This is a genomic window from Mesorhizobium sp. M3A.F.Ca.ET.175.01.1.1 (assembly GCF_004791945.1).
Classification (GTDB): Bacteria; Pseudomonadota; Alphaproteobacteria; order Rhizobiales; family Rhizobiaceae; genus Mesorhizobium.
Genome location: NZ_SRTP01000015.1, coordinates 1 through 17957, shown reverse-complemented (window position 1 = coordinate 17957; position 17957 = coordinate 1). Strand labels below are relative to the sequence as shown.

Annotated in this window: 12 protein-coding genes; 4 read left to right on the top strand and 8 right to left on the bottom strand. The window is 64.8% G+C overall.

Features of this window, described 5'->3' with window-relative positions; genetic code table 11:
* Positions 1-221: 221 nt before the first annotated feature.
* Positions 222-2276 carry a bifunctional aldolase/short-chain dehydrogenase gene (locus tag EN818_RS25905; protein WP_135905788.1) on the bottom strand — a complete coding sequence of 685 codons (2055 nt, stop codon included), beginning with the start codon at positions 2274-2276 and terminating at the stop codon, positions 222-224.
* 86 nt (positions 2277-2362) lie between these two features.
* On the bottom strand, positions 2363-3328 hold the full coding sequence (locus EN818_RS25900) for a sugar-binding transcriptional regulator (RefSeq protein ID WP_135905786.1): 966 nt from the start codon (positions 3326-3328) through the stop codon (positions 2363-2365).
* A 205-nt stretch (positions 3329-3533) separates the two neighbouring features.
* Here EN818_RS25900 and EN818_RS25895 point away from each other — a divergent pair, with 205 nt between their 5' ends.
* The 4 genes from EN818_RS25895 to EN818_RS25875 all read left to right on the top strand — a co-directional run bounded on the left by EN818_RS25895 (position 3534) and on the right by EN818_RS25875 (position 10720).
* The gene (locus tag EN818_RS25895; protein ID WP_135905784.1) at positions 3534-5174 is read left to right on the top strand and encodes an acyl-CoA synthetase; all 1641 of its coding nucleotides are present in this window, start codon (positions 3534-3536) and stop codon (positions 5172-5174) included.
* A gap of 359 nt (positions 5175-5533) precedes the next feature.
* Positions 5534-6139, top strand: coding sequence for a TetR family transcriptional regulator (locus EN818_RS25885; RefSeq protein WP_135905782.1), 606 nt, complete (start codon positions 5534-5536; stop codon positions 6137-6139).
* Positions 6140-6193: 54 nt separating this feature from the next.
* Positions 6194-7345: an efflux RND transporter periplasmic adaptor subunit gene (locus EN818_RS25880; RefSeq protein WP_189523843.1), complete on the top strand. Its 1152-nt coding sequence runs from the start codon at positions 6194-6196 to the stop codon at positions 7343-7345.
* A 225-nt stretch (positions 7346-7570) separates the two neighbouring features.
* The gene (locus EN818_RS25875; RefSeq protein WP_135905780.1) at positions 7571-10720 is read left to right on the top strand and encodes an efflux RND transporter permease subunit; all 3150 of its coding nucleotides are present in this window, start codon (positions 7571-7573) and stop codon (positions 10718-10720) included.
* Between the two features lie 99 nt (positions 10721-10819).
* Here EN818_RS25875 and EN818_RS25870 read toward each other — a convergent pair whose 3' ends face one another.
* The 6 genes from EN818_RS25870 to EN818_RS25845 form a co-directional block, all read right to left on the bottom strand.
* Positions 10820-11446: a sarcosine oxidase subunit gamma family protein gene (locus tag EN818_RS25870; protein ID WP_135905778.1), complete on the bottom strand. Its 627-nt coding sequence runs from the start codon at positions 11444-11446 to the stop codon at positions 10820-10822.
* Positions 11439-14423 (bottom strand): sarcosine oxidase subunit alpha, encoded by a 2985-nt coding sequence (locus EN818_RS25865; protein WP_281036015.1) that lies wholly within the window; start codon positions 14421-14423, stop codon positions 11439-11441. Before EN818_RS25865 ends, EN818_RS25870 begins: the two co-directional genes overlap by 8 nt.
* The gene (locus EN818_RS25860) at positions 14423-14698 is read right to left on the bottom strand and encodes a sarcosine oxidase subunit delta (protein WP_135905776.1); all 276 of its coding nucleotides are present in this window, start codon (positions 14696-14698) and stop codon (positions 14423-14425) included. The genes EN818_RS25865 and EN818_RS25860 overlap by 1 nt, the downstream gene beginning before the upstream one ends.
* Before the next feature lie 69 nt (positions 14699-14767).
* Positions 14768-16021 carry a sarcosine oxidase subunit beta family protein gene (locus EN818_RS25855; protein WP_135905775.1) on the bottom strand — a complete coding sequence of 418 codons (1254 nt, stop codon included), beginning with the start codon at positions 16019-16021 and terminating at the stop codon, positions 14768-14770.
* Between the two features lie 92 nt (positions 16022-16113).
* Complete coding sequence (gene glnT / locus EN818_RS25850) at positions 16114-17421, bottom strand: type III glutamate--ammonia ligase (protein WP_135905773.1); 1308 nt, start codon at positions 17419-17421, stop codon at positions 16114-16116.
* 42 nt (positions 17422-17463) lie between these two features.
* Positions 17464-17957: glutamate synthase-related protein (locus tag EN818_RS25845; RefSeq protein ID WP_189523975.1), on the bottom strand; the 494-nt coding region annotated here is incomplete at its 5' end.

Below are 17957 nucleotides of genomic sequence, written 5' to 3'. Positions count from 1 at the left end.
CCACAGTAGTCACGTTGATGGGCTGGAAATCGAATCGATCGATCTCGTATACTCGTATACGAGATTCCGTTGAGCCTTCAAGCCGAAGAACCCAAGGAAAAGATTGAAGCGGGATTTTGACCTGGCCAGCGCAGGGTAGGCAGCACAATGCTGTCGAATGAGGCAGGCAAAAGAAAAGAGCGGCTCGAGGCCGCTCTTTTGCTGGGGTGCTGCTTCGACGCCTACCGCAGCGCCGCCGCAATATTCCCGCCGTCCACCGTCGTCACGTCGGCGGTGGTGCGATCGGCGAGCGCCTGATGCAGGAAGGCCTGCGCCACGTCCTCGGCCGTCACCTCCTGTCCGAGCAGGTTGCCGGACATGTATTCCTTCTCAGACACGCCGCGCGCGCCGGAGCGGCTGGCAATCATGGCGTCGGTCAGCAGACCCGAGCGGATGCGATCGGCGTTGACCGCGTTGGAGCGGATGCCATGCGCGCCATAGTCCAGCGCATATTGCCTGGACAAAAACAGCGTTGCGGCCTTCGGCAGGCCGTAGGCGCCGAATTTCGGCCCGGGATTGATCGCCTGCTTGGAGGTGTTGAAAAGCAGCACGCCGCCGGTGCCCTGTTCCAGCATGATGCGCACCGCATTCTGCGCCGCCGACTGATGGGCGAAGAAATTGAGCTCGAAGCTCTTGCGCAGGGTGGCGTCGTCGAGCTCGCCGATCCGTCCTTCCCAGGCAGCCCCGGCGTTGGAGACCAGGATGTCGACGCCGCCATAGACCGCGACCGCTTTGTCGAAGGCAGCCCGCATCTCGGCCGGATTGGTGATGTCGGCGCCGACGCCGATCGAATTGTTTCCGGCCGCCTTTGCCGCCTCCGCGGCCTTGGCGGGATCGAGGTCGACGACGACCGCATGCGCGCCGTTGGCGGCGAAGAGCTTGGCCGTCGCGGCGCCGATCGCGCCGCCGCCGCCGGTGATCAGCACGACCTGGCCGGTCAGCGGCTTCGGCTTGTTGGAGGCGAGCTTGGCCTGCTCCAGCGACCAGTATTCGAGCGGGAAGAGGTCGGCCTTGGAGAGCGGCTGGAAATTGCCGATGGCCTCCGCACCGCGCACCGCCTCGATCCACATCTCGCCGATGTCGGAGGCGATCTTGGCATCCTTCAATGTGCGGCCATGACCGAACATGCCGAGGCCCGGGACCAGCGTCAGCCGCGGCATCGGGTCGAGCATGGTGCGCTTGACGTTGTCGAGCGCGTCATTGGTCTCGAAATAGGCGCGGTAATCCTTGGCGAAAGCCTCGACATGGCTTCGGATGACGGCCTTGTAGTCGCCGAGCGCGTCGGCGTCTGGCGCCGGCACGGCCATCGGCCCGGTCTTGATGCGGATCGAAAGATCCGGCGTCGACACGCCGCGTGCGGCCAGCTCGGCGATCCCGGCCGAATTGATGAAATCGACGATCGCATCGGATGTGCGGAAATCGCTGATCATGCGGTCGAAGCGGCCTTCGCCGCGCGCAACAGCCACCGCGCCGCGCAGCATCGGCGCGATATCGCTCGGCCTGGCCAGTTTCGCCGGCAGCGCCGCCTTTGCCGCCTTGGCCTTGCCGTTCTTCGCGACATAGTCCTCGGCGACCGTCACATAGTGGATCATCCGGTCGTAAGCCTGTTTGGCATCGTCGCCGAAGGTGAAGATGCCGTGCTTGTCGAGGATCAGACCCTCGACGCTCGAGTCGGCGTCAAAGACATCACCGGCTGCCTTGGCCAGGTCGAAGCCTGGCATGATGTAGGGCACATAGCCCATCTTCTCGCCGAACACCGTCTTCACCAGCGCCTTGCTGTCTTCCTGGTCGACAATGGCGAGAACGGCAGTCGAATGCGTGTGATCGACGAATTTGTGCGGCAGGAAGGCGTGGAGCAGCGTCTCGACCGACGGGTTTGGCGAGGAAGGGTCGATGAGGTTGGAGCGCTGCAGCGCCACCATGTCCTCGTCCGAAAGCTTGGCAAGAGCGCGGGCTTTCAGCAGCGCGCCCATCTTCACCGCCGGCAGTCCCTGTGGCTCGATGACCGCCATGTCCCAGCCGCTGCCTTTGACGCAGAGCACGTCCCATTCGTCGCCGATGAGGTCGGTGGCCCTGGTCTTGCACGAGGTATTGCCGCCGCCATGCAGCACCAGCCGCGGCTCGCCGCCAAGAAGGCGGGTCGTGTAGACGCGCAGAGCCAGGTCGCGGCCGACACCCTTCCTGCCATAGTCCGCAACCATCTTTTCCGCGTCGGCGTCGTTCCAAAGGTTCTTCATTTCGTTCCGTCCGATGTCCGTCTTCTTGCTGCTCATGAAACATAGGCCGCGACGTCCTGATGACAGAAGCGGCGAGGGTGATTCTTCTAGGAAGCCTTCTTGCTGGCCATTCCGGCGTGCTCGAGAAGGCGTTCGGCCATGCGGGCGCCGATCACCAGATGCGTGCAGAGTCCACCGGTCATAGCTGCCAGCAGCGGCTCGAACTTGCTGTCCTCCTGCACCACCATCAGCCGCTTCTCGATGGCGCGCAGCGACGCGAGCTCGGCGGAAATGACGCGTCGGTTGTAGCTGCAGTCGAGCGCTTCGCCTTTCTGGTCGATGATCTGCCCGGCGATGACGCCGGCAGCACCTCGGCTGCGCAAGTCGCGCATTTCGGCGGGATTGAGCGCGCCGCATTTCACGACATGGCTGTCCGAATCGACCGTGCCCACGGAATACAGCGCCAGGTCGCAGTTGCTGATGCCGTCAAGCTGGTCGCGGATCACCGGCTCGGCGCGCAGGCCCTGTGCCAGTTCCTCGGTCGAGAGCACCAGGGGCGCGTAGAAATTCAGGCCCTTGGCGTTCAGCCGGCGCGCGATCTCCATCGTGCACTGGTCAGGCCGGTAGGAATAGGGCGCGCCGAGATTGCCGCAGAGCTGCACCACCGTGACGTCCTGCAAATCGGCATAGGACATGATGTCGGCGATGGTATAGACGGTGCGGCCCCAGGCGACGCCGATGCGATCGCCTTTCTTCACCAGTTCCAGAAAGACGCTCGCCGCCAGCACTGCTATGTCGGTCGAGGGATCGGCGACATAGGCATTTTCCGGCGCGATCCATACGGCGTCGAGCGCGAAGGCGTCCTCCAGCCTACGCGCGGTCACGTCATCGGTGAACAGCTGCGTCGAGGTCGAGATGTTGACGATGCCGGTCTCGCGCGCCTTGCGCAGATACATGGCGACGGACGCCCGCGAAATCTTGAGCTGGGTCGCCACTTCGTCCTGGCGAAGGCCGTGGGCATAGTAAAGCCAGGCGGCCTTGTGGATGAGCTGTTCTGCCGGTCGGATCGCCATGCCGTCTCCTCGGCTGACATTAGTCACGGCTCTCGACAAAAGTCAAATCGGCGTTATCGGCATGATTTGTCGGTCTGCAGGATTGGGTCGAAACGAGGCATTCTGCCAGACGCCCATATCATAGCATTTTCCCGCCGTTCGCGGGGGATGGCATGATTGCCGCCATGCGGCTAGAAAGCACGAAAAGCACTCTGGGGAGGACGGGATGGCCAATCCCTACGAACAGGATCTCGACCGCAACGCCGCCAACCACCAGCCGCTGACGCCGCTGACCTATCTGGAGCGGGCGGCCAAGACCTATCCCGATCATGTCGCCATAATTCATGGCAGCCGGCGCATCTCCTATCGCGATTTCTGGCGCCGTTCGCTGAAGCTCGCCTCGGCGCTTTCGAAACGTGGGATAGGCAAAGGCGACACCGTGACGGTGATGCTGTCGAACACCCCGCCCATGCTGGAAGCGCATTTCGGCGTGCCGATGACAAAGGCGGTGCTGCATTCGCTGAACACCCGGCTCGACGCTGCCGTGCTCGCCTTCCAACTCGACCATGCCGACACCAAGCTGCTGATCGTCGACCGCGAGTTCTCGGGCATCGTCAGCCAGGCGCTGGCATTGGCCAAGGCCAAGCCATTGGTCATCGACTACGACGATCCCGACTACGCGGCCGATGCGCCCTATCCCAAAGGCGAGCGGATCGGCACGCTCGACTACGAGGAATTCGTCGCTGAAGGTGACGAAGCATTCGCCTGGTCGCTGCCCGACGACGAGTGGGACGCCATCTCGCTGAACTACACCTCCGGGACAACAGGCAATCCGAAAGGCGTCGTCTACCATCATCGCGGCGCGGCGCTGATGGCCTATGCCAACACAATCCATGCCGGCATGGCCAAGCACGCGGTCTATCTCTGGACGTTGCCGATGTTCCACTGCAACGGCTGGTGCTTCCCCTGGACGCTTGCCGTGCAGGCCGGCACCCATGTCTGCCTGCGCTGGGTGCGGGCGAAACCGATGTATGATGCCATCGCCGACAATGGCGTCACCCATCTCTGCGGCGCACCGATCGTCATGTCGGTGCTGATCAATGCGAAGGACGAGGACAAGCGCCAGTTCCCGCAGACCGTCACCTTCAACACCGCCGCCGCGCCGCCGCCCGAAGCCGTGCTCTCCGGCATGGCCGATGCCGGCTTTGCCGTCACCCATCTCTATGGGCTGACCGAGACCTACGGGCCGGCGGTCGTCAACGAATGGCACAACGAGTGGGACGAACTGGAAAAAGGGCCCCGAACGGCAAGAAAGGCGCGCCAGGGCGTGCGCTATGCCGCGCTCGAGGGTCTGACGGTGATGGACCCCGAGACGATGGCGGAGACGCCTGCCGACGGCGAGACCATCGGCGAGGTCATGTTCCGCGGCAACATCGTCATGAAGGGTTACCTGAAGAACCGCAAGGCAACCGACGAGGCCTTTGCCGGCGGCTGGTTCCATTCCGGCGACCTCGGTGTCATGCACCCGGACGGTTATATCCAGCTCAAGGACCGCTCCAAGGACATCATCATCTCGGGCGGCGAAAACATCTCGTCCATCGAGGTAGAGGATGCGCTCTACAAACATCCTTCCGTCGCGTCCTGCGGCGTGGTGGCGCGCGCCGACGAGAAATGGGGCGAGGTGCCGCTCGCCTATGTCGAGCTGAAGCCCGGCAAGACCGCGAGCGAGGCCGAGATCATCGAGCATTGCCGCGGCTTGCTCGCCCGCTTCAAGGTGCCGAAGGCGGTGGTGTTCGCTGAGATTCCGAAAACCTCGACGGGCAAGATTCAGAAGTTCCGGCTGCGGGAAATGGCGAAGAGCGCCTAGGCTTCGCGATGCCAAGGGCTTCGACGTTGGCGGGCCAGCGCCCCCCTCTGTCCTGCCGGACATCTCCCCCACAGGTGGGGAGATTGGCAGTCATCTCCGTCTTCGCCAATCCCCAACGTCGGAGGAAATAGCGCCGGCATCGAGGCCGCTGATCTCCCCCCAAGCGGGGGAGATGTCCGGCAGGACAGAGGGGGGCGCGAAGGATCGCCGCGCCCAGAGATTAGCTTCCTCCTTCGCATCCGCCTGTCACCATCTGTCACCAATTATACGCGTACGTCGAATCCGCGTTGACTCCGCGCCTCTTTCGATTTAAGAGTGACGAAAATTTAAATTCGTCACTCATCAAACGACAGAGAGCGATGTCAGAAGCCGCCAACATCGTGGCCGATCCTGCCAGACAGGAGAATGTGACGCGCATTCTCGACTGCGCCGAGCGCCTGTTCAGGCATTACGGCTACGGCAAGACCAACGTCGCCGACATTGCCCGCGAGCTCGGCATGTCGCCGGCCAACATCTACCGTTTCTTCGCCTCCAAGGTCGAAATCCACCAGGCCGTATGCGGCCGTATGCTCGGCGCCAGCTACGCCATGGCTTACGAGATTTCGCGCCTGCCGCTCAGCGCCGAGGAGCGGCTGCGCCGCTACGTTCACGCGCAGTACAAGATGACGCTCGAGGTCATGCTCGACGAGCAGAAGGTGCATGAGATGGTCATCGTCGCGCTGGAGCGCGACTGGGGCGTCATCGACAAGCATGTCGACCGCATCCACGACCTCCTCGCCGAGGTGATCCGCGAAGGCATCGCGGCCGGCGAGTTCAGGGAGCAGGATCCGGTCATTGCCTCCCGCTGCTTTGGCGCTTCCACCGTCATCCTGTGCCATCCGCAGATGGTCGCGCAATGCCTGGCCAAGACCAACCGGGCAATGCCCGACGACCTCATCGATTTTGCCATCAGAGCCTTGAAATAGCCGCCGCCCGCCGGGTGCCGGTTCGACAATCATCTCCACTTCGGGAGTGCTAAGGTGTCTTTGTCCAGTTTCGTCCTCCGCAGGCTGCCGGTCGCCGGCCTCATCGTAGCGGCGCTCGGGCTTGCCGGCTGCAGCCAAGAGAAGAAGGCGGAAGTTCTGGAAGTCATCCGGCCGGTGAAGGTCGTCGAGATCGGTGAGGCGCAGACCACCCGCCAGCTCGACTATTCCGGCTCGGTGCGCGCCCGTACCGAGATGAATCTCGGCTTCCGCATCGCCGGCAAGGTCACCGAGCGCCTCGTCGACATTGGCCAGCATGTCAATGCCGGCGACGTGCTCGCCCGCGTCGATCCGTCCGACTACGAGCTGTCGGTGAAGAGCGCGAAGGCGAGCGTCGACGCGGCCGAACGGCAGGTCGAGACCGTCGATCTCGCCAGAAAGCGCGCCGAGCAGCTCTATGCCAAGAATTTCGCGCCGAAGTCGCAGCTCGATCAGGCTGTGCTCACCTACGACCAGGCGGTGGCGACGCGCGATGCCGCCCGTTCGACCCTGGCCCAGGCGCAGAACCAGGTCCGCTACACCGATCTCAAGGCCAGTGAAGACGGCATCGTCACTACCATCTCGGCCGATATCGGCCAGGTGGTCGGCGCCGGCACGCCGGTGATGACGGTGGCTGTCGACGGTGAGAAGGAGGTGCTGATCGCGGTGCCGGAGATGGATATTGCTGGTTTCAAGCCGGGCAAGGAGGTCAAGGCGAGCTTCTGGTCGGACGACGCGCTCGTCCTCGACGGCAAGGTCCGCGAGGTTGCCGGCAGCGCCGATCCGCAATCGCGCACGTTCGCGGTTCGTGTCTCGCTGCCCAACGACCCGCGGGTCCTGCTCGGCATGACCGCCAATGTCGAGGCGACCGTCGGCAGCAAGGCTCAGTTGGTGTCGATCCCGCTGACCGCGATGACCGAAAAGGACGGCAAGCAGATCGTCTGGACGGTCGACCGCGCCTCGGAGACGGTGCATCCGCGGCCGATCAGGGTCGCCAATTTCACCGCCGACGGTGTCTCGGTCGCGGAGGGCCTGAAGCAGGGTGACGTGGTGGTGGCGGCCGGTACCCAGTTCATGACCGAAAATCTCAAGGTCAAACTCTCGGGCGATGCAGAGCAGCAATCCGCCTCGGCGAGCGACGACGTCGCGGCAACCAGCAGCGTGCGCTAGCGACGAAGAAATGCCTGCCTCGCCGAGGGCCGGGCAGGCCACGGTTTCCGGGCGACAGGCGCCCGATCGCCAAGATGCCGGCATGATGGCTCCCCCGCGTCCATGCCGCTTCCAGGGCGATTGCGCGTCTCTCCGCCGCAGGGCCCTGTCGCCCGGAAACCCGACAGAGACATCACGACTAAACGGCAAGCGTGCCTTGTCGACCAATTGGACTGGACTTGTGCCATGACCACCGACAGCAGCACTGAAAAGCGCCCCTTCAATCTCTCGCGTTGGGCGATCGGACATCCGAGCATCGCCCGCTTCCTGTTCGGCCTGATCATCGTTGCCGGTGCGCTGGGCCTGATGCGCATGGGCCAGAAGGAAGACCCGGATTTCACCTTCCGCATCATGGTGGTGCAAGCGATCTGGCCGGGCGCCTCGATCCAGGACATGGAAGACCAGGTCGTCAACAAGATCGAGCGCAAGCTGCAGGAAACGCCGCATCTCGACTTCGTGCGCTCCTACACCCGCGCCGGCAGCGCCATCATCACCTTGCAGGTCAAGGGCGACACCAATCCTGAAGAGGTGAAGGACGCCTTCTACCAGGTGCGCAAGAAGGTCGGCGACATCGCCAGCGACTTGCCGCAGGGCCTGCTTGGTCCCTATTTCAACGACGAGTTCGGCGACACGTTCATCACGCTGCATTCGATCAGCGGCGACGGCTTCACCTATCCGGAATTGAAGAAGTTCGCCATTCAGGCGCGCGACATGCTGCTGACGACGCCGGGTGTCGAGAAGGCGGTCATCATCGGCGACCAGCCGGAGAAGATCTATGTCGACGTCTCGTCCAAGGCGCTCGCCGAGCGTGGCCTGACCATCCTCGACCTGCAGAACGCGATCAAGGGCCAGAACGCCGTCGACCCGGCGGGCTCGGTCGATACCGGCCTGCGCTCCGTTCGCATCTCGGTCGAGGGCGACGTCACCAAAGCCGCCGACATCCGAGAACTGAGGTTGCGCTCCGGCAACCAGGTGACGCGGCTCGGCGACATCGCCACAGTTACCTCCGGCCTCGAGGACCCGTTCGAGCGCAAATACCGCTTCAACGGCCACGAGAGCGTCCAGGTCGGCGTCGTCATGGCCAAGGGCTTCAATGTCAGGGACGTCGGCAAGGATGTCGAGGCGACCTACAAGCGCTTCGAGGAGGGGCTGCCTTATGGCGTTGCTGTCGACCAGATCTCCGACCAGCCCGAGGTCGTCAAGGATGCCGTCAACGAGTTCATGGAGGCGCTCGGCGAGGCGCTGCTGATCGTGCTCGTCGTCTCGTTCCTGTCGATCGGCTGGCGCTCCGGCCTGGTGATCGCCATCGCCATTCCGCTGGTGCTGGCCGCTACCTTCGCCATCATGTACGAGATCGGCATCGACCTGCAGCGCATCTCGCTCGGCGCGCTGATCATCGCGCTCGGCCTGCTGGTCGACGACGCCATGATCGTCGTGGAGATGATGGAGCGGAAGCTGGAGGAGGGACTGGTCAAGATCGAGGCGGCGAGCTTCGCCTATTCCTCAACCGCCTTCCCGATGCTCACCGGCACGCTGATCACCACCGCCGGCTTCATCCCGGTCGGCTTCGCCGCCTCCACCGCCGGGGAATATGTGCGCACGCTGTTCTACGTCGTCGGCATCGCGCTGGTCGTGTCCTGGTTCGTCGCCGTCTATTTCACGCCGTGGCTGGGCCACATGATTCTGAAGCAGCGCAAGCACGCCGGCTCGCATCACGATGTCTTCGACACCGGCTTCTACCGCCGCCTGCGCGCGACGGTTACCTGGGCCGTGCGCCATCGCATTATCGTGCTGTTGATGACGCTGGTCACCTTCGGCACCAGCCTCTGGGCCTTCCAGTTCATTCCGCAGAACTTCTTCCCGCAGTCCTCGCGACCGGAGATCCTGGTCGATCTCTGGCTGCCCGAAGGCACCTCGATCAAGGAGGTCGAAAAACAGGCCAAGGCGCTGGAAGCCAAAATGATGGACGACCAGGACAAGCGCTTCATCGCAACCTATATCGGCGAGGGCGCGCCGCGCTTCTTCCTGCCGCTCGACCAGCAGCTCAGGAATCCGAACTTCGCCCAGCTCCTGGTCATGGCCAAGGACGAACCGGCGCGCGAACGGCTGATCCTCAAGCTGCGCGGCATTCTCGCCGAGGATTTCCCCTCGATCCGCGCCAAGGTCGATCGCCTGTTTCTCGGCCCGCCGACCGGCTGGCCGGTGCAGATGCGCGTCATGGGTCCGGACCGCAAGGAAGTGCGCCGCATCGCCGACGAAGTGAAGGAGCGCTTTCAGGCCAATCCGCTGCTCGGCGCCGTTCATGACGACTGGCTGGAGCCGGTGCCGGCGATGAAGCTGGTGATCGACCAGGACCGCGCCCGCGCGCTGGGCGTCACCTCGCAACGCATCCGCCAGATGCTGCAGGCCACCATGGCCGGCGCGCCGCTCGACGACTTCCGCGACGGGGAGGAGACGGTCTCGATCGTCGCCCGCGAGCCGGACGCCACCCGCCATCTGCTGTCCTCCGTCGACTCCGTCTACATCCCGACCGACTTCGGCGGCTCTGTGCCGCTGTCGCAGGTGGCGAAGGTCGTGCCCGTGATGGAGCAGGGCATCGAATGGCGGCGCGACCGCCTACCGACGATCACCGTGCGCGGCACGCTGCCCGACGGCGTGCAGTCGAACGACGTCGTCACCAAGATGTACAACGACATCAAGGACCTGCGCGCAGGCCTGGCGCCCGGCTACAAGATCGAGATCCAGGGTGGCGCCGAAGACTCGGCCGAAAGCCAGGCCTCGATCGCGGCCAAGGCGCCGATCATGCTGGCCATCATCGTCATCTTGCTGATGGTCCAGTTGCAGCATTTCGGCAAGGCGATGCTGGTGCTGGCCACCGGCCCGCTCGGCATCATCGGTGCCGCCGCAGCGCTTCTGATCAGCGGCGCGCCATTCGGCTTCGTCGCCATTCTCGGCGTCATCGCGCTGCTCGGCATCATCATGCGCAACTCGATCATCCTGGTCGACCAGATCGACCAGGACATCGCAGCAGGCATGGAACGATCGGAGGCGATCGTGGGTGCTGCCGTGCGCCGCTTTCGGCCGATCATGCTGACGGCGCTGACCGCCGTGCTGGCGCTGATCCCGATCTCGCGCGCCGTCTTCTGGGGACCGCTGGCCTACGCCATGATGGGCGGCATCCTGGTCGCCACGGTGCTCACCATCCTGGTGCTGCCGGCCGGCTATGCCCTGTTCTTCGGCCGCGAGCCCAAGAAGGCTGAGGCCGAAGAGCAGACACCGGAGCCGGCCGATATTGAAGGCATTGAAAGGCCGCAGCTGGCGCTGGCCGCGGAATAAGAAGGTGGCGACGTCGTGTCATCCGCCATCGGCGCAAGCCGGTGGCGGATGATCCCGTACCAAGGGGACAGAGGCGCGCGAAACCCGGCTGGCCGGGCGTCAGCCAAGTTCTTCGGCAAGCGCCACCGCCGCACCATATTCGGCGGCGGAGTCGAGCATTGTGTGCCAGAGGCTCTCGGCGAAGGTCGCGAACACCAGCAGGTTGAAGACGGCCTGGCCGTCGTCCCGGTCCTTGCCGCGCCAGAGCGTCACGCTCGTATGGTCGATCGATGTTGCTGCTGCGGCGCCGACGGGGAACGCGTCAGGGTGCAGGTCGATCGACGCCAACTTGGCCAGCATTGTTCGGGCCTTCGCGCCGGAGACGCCGACCAGTACCCGCGCATGCGACTGGTCGGACAGCGAGGCCGAACCGGCAAAGCTTGGAACGAGCGCGTCCATACTGTGCCTGCCGCCTTTCGACAGCACAAAGAACTGGTCCGGCCCGGACCAGATCAGTGTCGCGTCGGGCGTGCTGACCGCCTTCGGCGTTTCCGGCGCGGCGATACCGAAGCGCGCCTTCGCAGCATTGAGCATCGCTGCCGCCTTGCCTCGCCGCGCCATCACCTGGATGAGCTCGAAATTGCGGATGTCGGTCAGCGACACACCCGCATCGCCCTTTGCGCCATAGGGGCCGGCAACAAGCGCGCGCTCCAGGGGGCTATGAACGTCCCAGGAAAACTCAGCCACGCTGGCGCCCTCCATCCGGATCATAGAAGACGGAATGGCAAAGCTCGACATCGTAGTCCTCACCGCGCAGCGGATCATGCGCGCGCACGATCTCGCCGATACGGTCGCGGCCGCGCTCGACCAGTCCGAGCCCGATCCACTGGTCGAGCATCGGCGAGAAGCACACCGAGGTGACATAGCCCTGGTCGTTGCCGGGACCGGGGACTTCGCCCTTCGGAATGATGTGCGCGCCGGAGCGCAGGCGCCGCGCCTTGTCGGTCGGCTTGATGCCGACGACCACCTGCCGGTTCGGCGCGATCAGCGCCTCGCGGCCGGCCATGACGCGGCCGACGAAATCCTTCTTGGTCGACATCATTTTGCCGAGGCCGAGGTCGCCCGCCGTGGTGGTGCCGTTGAGCTCGGGCCCAGCGACATGGCCCTTCTCGATGCGCATCACGCCAAGCGCCTCGGTGCCATAGGGTGTCACGCCGAACTGCTTGCCGGCAATCATCAGGTTGCGCACCAGCGCCTCGCCATAGCGCGCCGGCACCGAGATCTCGAAGGCCATCTCGCCGGAGAAGGAGATGCGGAACAGCCGCGCCTTGATGCCGCCGCGCAACACGACTTCACGCGCGCCCATGAACGGAAAGCCTTCGTTGGACAGGTCCTCGACCGGATCGACGACCTCCTTCAGCAGATCGCGCGTCTTCGGCCCGGCGATCGAGAACTGCGCCCATTGGTCGGAGACCGAGGTGAGCTGCACGTCGAGGTCGGGGAACAGCACCTGGCGGCAGAACTCGAGATGCTGCATCACCAGCCCGGCTTTGGCGGTGGTGGTGGTGAGGAAATAGTGGTCATCGGCCAGTCGCGAGGTCGTGCCGTCGTCATAGACGATGCCGTCTTCGCGCAGCATCAACCCGTAGCGCGCCTTGCCGACGGCAAGGTTCGAGAAACTGTTGATGTAGACGCGGTCGAGGAAGGCGCCGGCATCAGGACCGTGCACGTCGATCTTGCCGAGTGTCGAGACGTCGCAGAAGCCGACGCCGCCGCGCACCGCCTTGACCTCACGGGTCACCGATTCCAGCCAGTCCTTCTCGCCGGCGCGCGGGTACCATTGCGCGCGTTTCCAGAGACCGGTGTCGACGAACACCGCGCCCTGTTCTGCCGCCCAGTGATGCGACGGCGTCAGCCTGATCGCATGGAAATTCTCGTCGCGGTGATGGCCGGCGAAAGCGCCGATGGCGACCGGCACATAAGGCGGCCGGTAGATCGTCGTGCCGGTCTCCGGAATGGACTTGCCGGTGACCGCCGCCATGATGGCAAGACCGGCGACGTTGGAAGTCTTGCCCTGGTCGGTCGCCATGCCCAGCGTGGTGTAGCGCTTCAGGTGCTCGACCGATTCAAAGCCCTCGCGCTGCGCCAGTTCGACGTCGGACGCGGTGACGTCGTGCTGCAGGTCGACGAAGGCCTTGCCCTTGCCGGCGACGTGCCAGAGCGGAGTAAGCGAAAAAGCCTCGTCACTGGCGACGGGCATGGATCCGGCATCGCCGCCGCGTCCTGTATCGCGGGCCGCAGCCGCACCGGCTTCAAAGCCTTCGCGCAGACAGGCCCCAAGGCCGAAAGCGCCGTTGGCGGCGCCCGCGGCAACCATGCCGGGCGGCGCGCCGTCCGGCACGAAGGCGGCGATGTCGTCGCGCCATTTAGGCCGCCCGCGATGATAGGAGGTGAGCCCGACCGCCGGGTTCCAGCCGCCGGAGACCGCAAGCCCGTCCGCCTCGACTTCGGCCCGCGCGCCGCCGGTCAGCGAGACGGTGATCTTGCGCACGCCGTCCTTGCCGCCATCGACGCTGCTGACGGAGCCGTGCAGCACCGGGAAGCCTGCCTTGCCGGCAAGCGAGCGGTGCGCGGGCGAAACGTCGGGCCTCGCATCAATCACCGCTGCGACCTGCAGTCCCGCGCCGAGCGCCGTTTCGACCGTGCGCCAGCCATCCGCATTGTTGGTGAACAGCGCGAGGCGTCGCGCCGGCGTTGCCGCGTAGCGGCTCATGTAGCTGCGCATGGCCGACGCCATCATCACGCCCGGCGTGTCGTTGCCGGCAAAGACGATCGGCCGTTCGATCGCGCCGGCAGCGACCACGCACCGCTTCGCAACAATGCGCCACAGCCGCTGCCGCACCTGGTGTTCCGGCGGGACCGGCAGATGGTCGTTCACCTTTTCGATCGCGCCATAGGTGGCGCCGTCATAGACGCCGAACAGCGTCGTGCGCGGCATGATGCGGACATCCGGCATGGCCGCGAGTTCGCCGAGCGCGCGCGCTATCCACTCGGCCGCCGGCAGACCGTCGATCGTGCCGCCATCGGCAAGCAGCCGGCCACCGAGGACGAAATCCTCTTCGCACAAGATGACGCGCGCGCCGCTGCGGCCTGCCGCAAGCGCCGCCGCCAGGCCGGCCGGGCCGGAACCGGCGATCACCACGTCGCAATGCGCCCAGGCCTTGTCGTAGTGATCGGGATCGGAAACGCCCGCCGCGCGCCCGAGGCCGGCGGCACGGCGGATCATCGGCTCGTAGACCGACTCCCAGAACTTCGCCGGCCACATGAAGGTCTTGTAGTAGAAGCCGGCGACGAAGATCGGCGCGAACAGCTGGTTGACCGACATCAGGTCGAAATTGAGTGACGGCCAGCGGTTCTGGCTGGCGGCTTCGAGGCCTTCATAGAGTTCGGCCGTCGTCGCCTTGGTGTTCGGCTCGCGCCTGGCGCCGCTGCGCAGTTCGACCAGCGCGTTGGGCTCCTCCGAACCCGCCGTCAGGATGCCGCGCGGGCGGTGATACTTGAACGAGCGGCCGACCAGCTTGATGCCGTTGGCGACCAGCGCCGAAGCCAACGTGTCGCCCTGGAAGCCGACAAGCGTCTTGCCGTCGAAGCTAAAGCTCAGTGGAACCGACCGGTCGATGAGTCCGCCGTCCGCCAGCCGGTGTGTCTGCGCGCCGCCAATCATCACGCACCGACCTTTGCCGCACCGGCGCCCGCTGCCGGCTGAACGGAAGAAATTTCATGCGTCAGCGTGTTGCGGGTGACCTTCAGCCACGCCCGGCAGCCGCCGCCATGATACCAGTGCTCGTCCATCACGCCGGCGACGTTGTCGCGCAGGTAGACATACTCGTAGACCGCGTCCTCGCCGGCATGGGCCGCGGGGCGTTTCGGCTTGGCGTCGCCGAGATAGGTGAACTCGCCGAGTTCGCGTTCGCCGCAGAAGGGACAGACTATCCGCATGGTTCCGAGGGCCTCAGAGCATGATGCCAAAAAGTGTGGAGCGGTTTTTGGATGCCATCATGCTCATCTCTAGTGCAGGTTCGGTTGGGCGCCCTGGCCCTTCTCGTCGATCATGGCGCCGCGCTGGAACCGGTCGAGCCGGAACAGCGCCGCTTCCTTGTGCGATTGATCGCGGGCGATGAGATGGGCAAAGACGAAGCCGGAACCCGGCGTCGCCTTGAAGCCGCCATAGCACCAGCCGGCGTTGAGATAGAGACCATCGACCGGGCTCTTGTCGATGATCGGCGTGCCGTCCATCGACATGTCCATGATGCCGCCCCATTGGCGCAGGAGCCGCACGCGGCCGATCATCGGGATCAGCGCCATGCCGCCTTCGCAGACATCCTCCATGACCGGCAAATTGCCGCGCTGGGCGTAGGAATTGTAGCCGTCGAGGTCGCCGCCGAAGACAAGCCCGCCTTTGTCGGACTGACTGACATAGAAGTGCCCGGCGCCGAAGGTCATCACGTTGGGCAGCAGCGGCTTGATCGCCTCCGAGACGAAGGCCTGCAGCACGTGGCTTTCGATCGGCAAGCGCAGTCCCGCCATCGCCGCGACGCGCGAGGATGACCCGGCGACCGCCATGCCGATCTTGCCGGCGCCGATGCGGCCGCGCGAGGTCTCGACGCCGGTCACCTTGCCGTTGGCGTCGCGCAGGAAGCCGGTGACCTCACAGTTCTGGATGATGTCGACGCCGAGCGCGCTCGCCGCATGCGCGTAGCCCCACACCACGGCGTCGTGCCGCGCCGTGCCGCCGCGCCGCTGCAAGAGACCGCCTTGCACCGGGAAGCGCGCATTGTCGAAGTTAAGGAAGGGCAGCATCTTCCTGAGCGCCGCCTGGTCGAGCAGCTCGGCGTCGATGCCGTTGATGCGCATCGTGTTGCCGCGCCGCGCGAACGCGTCGCGCTGTGCGTCGGAGTGATAGAGGTTGAGGACGCCGCGCTGGCTGACCATCGCGTTGTAGTTGAGGTCCTGCTCCATGCTTTCCCACAGCTTCATCGACAATTCGTAGAAGCCGGTGTTGCCGGGCAGACCGTAATTGGAACGGATGATGGTGGTGTTGCGCCCGGCATTGCCGGAGCCGATCCAGCCCTTCTCCAGCACCGCGACGTTGCGGATGCCGAACTCGCTGGCGAGAAACCAGGCCGTCGCCAGCCCGTGGCCGCCTCCGCCGATGATCACGACGTCGTAACGGTCTTTTGGCGCCGCATCCCGCCAGGTGGTCGTCCAATTCTTGTGGCCGGAGAAAGCGGCGCGGGCGAGCGAGAAGATCGAGTATTTCATGACGTCATTCCGAGGCCGCTCGCCTCACGCTGGACTGTTCCTGGACCGCCGTATGTGCCGACATTCGCTTCACGCTTTTTTGGTCCGATGCTCTAGATATCCAGCGTGTGGTCGCGTTCCCACTGCGTGAAATGCGAAGCATAGGAATTCCATTCCTGGTGCTTCAGCTTTAGGTAGGCCGACGAAAATTCCTCGCCCAGCGCCGCCTTGAGCGATTTGTCGTTGTCGAATTCGCGCAATGCGTCGAGCAGGTTGAGCGGCAGTTTCGGTGCGTCGGTCACCGTATGGCCGAGCTGGTACATGTCGATGTCGTAGCGCCTGCCCGGATCGGCCTTGGAACGGATGCCGTCGAGACCGGCGGCGATGATCACCGCCTGCAGCAGATAGGGGTTGGCGGCTCCGTCCGGCAGGCGCAGTTCGAAGCGGCCGGGGCCGGGCACGCGCACCATGTGGGTGCGGTTGTTGCCGGTCCAGGTCACCGTGTTCGGCGCCCAGGTCGCGCCCGAGATCGTGCGCGGCGCATTGATGCGCTTGTAGGAATTGACCGTCGGATTGGTGATCGCGGCAAGCGCCGAGGCGTGCTTCATGATGCCGCCAAGGAAGTGCCTGCCCTTGGCCGACAGGCCGAGTTCCATCGACTTGTCGGCGAATACGTTCGTCTTGCCGGTCTCGTCCCATACCGAGATATGGGCGTGGCAGCCATTGCCGGTCAGCCCCGGGAAAGGCTTGGGCATGAAGGTCGCGCGCAGGCCATGTTTCTCGGCGATCGAGCGCACCATGAACTTGAAGAAGGAATGCTTGTCGGCCGTCGCCAGCACGTTGTCGAAGGCCCAGTTCATCTCGAACTGGCCGTTGGCGTCCTCGTGGTCGTTCTGGTAGGCGCCCCAGCCCAGCGACAGCATGTGATCGCAGATCTCGGCGATCACGTCGTAGCGGCGCATGACCGCCTGCTGGTCGTAGCAGGGCTTGGAGGCGGTGTCGTACTGATCGGAGATCGCGCTGCCGTCAGGCGTGGTCAGGAAGAATTCGGCCTCGACGCCGGTCTTGACATGCATGCCGTCGCTCGCCGCTTCCGCGATCAGCCGCTTAAGCGTGTTGCGCGGCGCCTGGCCGACGAGCTTGTCGTCCATGATGCAATTGGCGGCGACCCAGGCGACTTCCGGCTTCCAGGGCAGCTGGATCACGGAATCCGGATCCGGCACCGCCAGCATGTCGGGATGCGCCGGCGTCAGGTCGAGCCAGGTGGCGAAGCCGGCAAAGCCGGCACCGTTCTTCTGCATGTCGGCGATCGCCTGCGCCGGCACCAGCTTGGCGCGCTGCCCACCGAACAGGTCGGTGTAGGAGATCATGAAATATTTGACGCCCTTTTCTCTGGCGAATGCGGCGAGATCGTTCCCCATTTTGTCGTTCCTCGCGGATTGGGATGCCTGTGGTCTGGTGTCTTAGAAGCCGTTCTTCCCCGGGATCCAGCTGGTGCCGGCGAGCGGCACGCCGGCCATGGCGGCGGCTTCGATGGAGAGCGCGACGAGATCCTCGGGCTCGAGATTGTGCAGGCTGTTCTTGCCGCAGGCGCGGGCGATGGTCTGCGCCTCGAGCGTCATCACCTTGAGGTAGTTCGCCAGCCGCCGTCCGGCGGCGATCGGGTCGACCCGTTTCATCAGTTCGGGGTCCTGCGTGGTGATGCCGGCCGGGTCGCGGCCCTCATGCCAGTCGTCATAGGCGCCGGCCGTGCTGCCGAGCGCGTTGTAGTCGGCCTCCCAGCGCGGATCGTTGTCGCCGAGCGCGACCAGCGCCGCGGTGCCGATCGACACCGCGTCGACGCCGAGCGCCAGCGCCTTGGCGACGTCGGCGCCGTTGCGGATGCCGCCGGAGACGATCAGCTGCACCTTGCGGTGCATGCCGAGGTCCTGCAGCGCCTGCACCGCCGGCCGGATGC